At 61.5% G+C, this 2,751-nt stretch carries 1 protein-coding gene and 1 pseudogene; both read right to left on the bottom strand.

Features of this window, described 5'->3' with window-relative positions; genetic code table 11:
• Positions 1-365, bottom strand: a pseudogene (locus tag HHA01_RS14575) (TolC family protein); the annotation flags it as partial.
• 120 nt (positions 366-485) lie between these two features.
• The coding region (locus tag HHA01_RS14570) for an Ig-like domain-containing protein (RefSeq protein ID WP_141322016.1) at positions 486-2,751 on the bottom strand (2,266 nt) is incomplete at its 5' end.

Raw genomic sequence — 2,751 nt, 5'->3', positions numbered from 1 at the left:
TGATCATTCTCGCGGTCCTCGATGCCGACCCCGGCGGTGACATCGAGCTGCGGCAGGAAGCCGCCGCTTGCCGCCTCCGCATCATGGCCCGCGGCCTGAAAGCCGTTCCAGGCCGCCTGGACTTCCGGGTTGGTGGTGATGGCCTGCTTGACCACCGACTGGAGCGTGGCCGAACCGGGGGACGTCGTATCGTCGGGGAAGGCCGCTGCCTGATCGGACGATGCCGCGGCGTCCGGGTCCTGGGCCGGGATCTGCGCCAGGGCATGGGATGCCGCGACCGACAGCCCCCCCACCATGAGCCCGACCAGCATCGGCCGTTTGAAGAGGACTGAGCGCTGCGCGGTCTTGAAGGAGTGCTTTGACATGTTCACTTCCCTGCGTGTGAAAGAGGCGAAACCGAGATTGTGTGCGGGCTCAGCCTTGCACGACCGAGTCCATTCGATACCGTGCCGGCGCCGAAGCGACGCCGGTCACAGCCAGGATCCTTAATCTACATCCAACTGATTGTTGTTGGTCATCGACTGCAGAATATCCAGTGAAGTACCCGAGTGTTCGCTGAACCCGCTGAGGGTGATGACCTGATCCGCATTGCCGTTATCCGCTGCGATGCCGCCATCCGTCTTGATATGCAGGACGGTATCAGCGCCGTCATAGGAGGCATTGATGAAGTCGTTCAAGGCCGACTGATCGCCATCGTTGGTCGCATCATAGCCTTCCAGGAGCTCGCCCAGCTGCAGAGTATCATTGCCGTCGCCGAAATCCGTGACCGTGTCATTGGCAGGCGCAGCGGCGGTACCACCATCGTTCAACGTCCAGGCGAAGATATCGGCACCGGCTCCACCCAGCATCTGATCATCCCCGGCACCACCATTGAGGGTATCAGCCCCGCTGGTAGCGATCAGGGTATCATTCCCCGCCTGGCCATTCAGGGTATCACCCCCGCCATCCGCACGGGCCGTGTTCTCCAGGTCCGCGTAGTTGTTCTTGATGAACTCCAGGGTACGGTCATCATCGGGAGCCGCGCCATCGACCTCGGTGATGAAGTCGATCAGGCCGGAATACCCGGATTGCGGCTCGCCATTGACGGTATTGCCGTCGGGGTCCGTGCCCGTCAGGTTGCCGGGATCGACGCTGTCGCCGAAGAGGATATCATCACCGGCACCACCATTCAGGATGTCGGCGCCCAGATCGGCCTCTTCCAGAGTGGTCGAGCCGCCCTTCAGGATATTGGTAAGCTCTTCTGCCGTGTCTGCAACCGGCACGTCGCCATCCGTGTCATAATCTCTCAGCTCCTCAACATCGACCGACCTATCCAGTGCAATTGCCTCGACAGTCGGCTCAGCACTGGCAAGCAAAGTTTGATAGGCAAGCTGGGCCAGAGTGGGGTTATCGGCGTCACCATCAGATATGAAATACACCAGATTCTGAGCATCGTTACTGTTTTGCGGATTGCTCGCGAACCACTCTTCCGCCGTCCAGAAACCGTACTCGGGATGAGTGCCAGAACCATGCTCCTGTGCATTCACCCAGCTCTGGGCCGTGGACAGGTTGTCGCTATCGAACTCCGCGTAGTTTCTGTGGATAGTGCCGTCATTATCATACATATTGATATGTAGATTGATCGTACCGGAAAAGCCGACAAACTCTTCCAGGAGGGCGGTGATGGCCTGTTGAGCCGCCTCAAAGCGGCTCAGAGAGCTACCCCCGCCGTCATCATCGTCATCGTCGTCACCACCTCCCAGCGTAATGCTCATGCTGCTGGAGCGGTCCAGCACGATCGCGATGTTGTAATCTTCGGCCGGCTCGACCACCGTTTTGGTTCCACCCGGATCGCCGATCACCACATCATTGCCGCCACCGCCCTCGAGGTTCGGATCATCACCGCCGGTGCCGACGACCAGCTGGTTGGGCACGACCTCGACGCTCAACTTCGCCGAGGCCTCATCCCCGTCGGCATCTTCCATGGTGTAATCGATCTGCGCCGTGCCGGTATAGCCGGCATCCGGCGTAAAGGTGACTTCACCGGTTGCGGCATCGGTGGTCACCGTACCCTGGCCGGACACCAGGGTGGCGCCGGTCAGCACGGCCGGCGTGTCGCTGCCGGCATCGTCATTGGCCAGCACATTGACCGTGACGGACTCTTCCTCGCCGGTCGAGGCGGTGTCATCAGCCGCACCGGGCTCATCATCCGCCACCGTGATAGCCGCGCTGCCGGTGGCCGTACCACCATCGATGTCCGTGGCGATCACCTCGACGCCACTGATCGTCAAGGCGTCGACCCCGTTGACGTGTGGCAGTGCACCGAACTGCTCGACCTCAACCGTCACACTACCGCTGTCACCCGCCGCAATGGTGCCGGTATTCGACAAAGTCAGGGCCAGCACCTGTTCACCATTCAGGCTCGCCACTCGCTGACCCGACGGATTGGTGCTCCAGGTCAGCGACTCGTCGATGGCCAGGCCAGTGACCGACGGCGTGGTGTTGGCGAACGCGAACGAGGTCAGGTCATCACTGCCGGCGGTGAAGGCAATGGTGCCGGTGTCGGTGCTGCTGGATGGGCCTTCCGTGTCGGCGTCATCCACGGCCAGGCTGACCGTGCTGCTGTTGGTCGAGCCATCACCCGGCGTCGGATCCGCGCCATCGGTGATCTTGATGGTGTGGCTGTCCGAGGCCGTATCCGTGTCGGCATCTTCGGTGGCGATGCTGAAGTCGACGCTGGGCGTGCCGCTCGCCTGATCCTGGTTGTCGTTG

The sequence above is a fragment of the Halomonas halmophila genome (genome assembly GCF_006540005.1).
In the GTDB taxonomy this organism is placed as follows: domain Bacteria; phylum Pseudomonadota; class Gammaproteobacteria; order Pseudomonadales; family Halomonadaceae; genus Halomonas; species Halomonas halmophila.
This window is presented reverse-complemented; position numbering and strand designations above follow the sequence as displayed.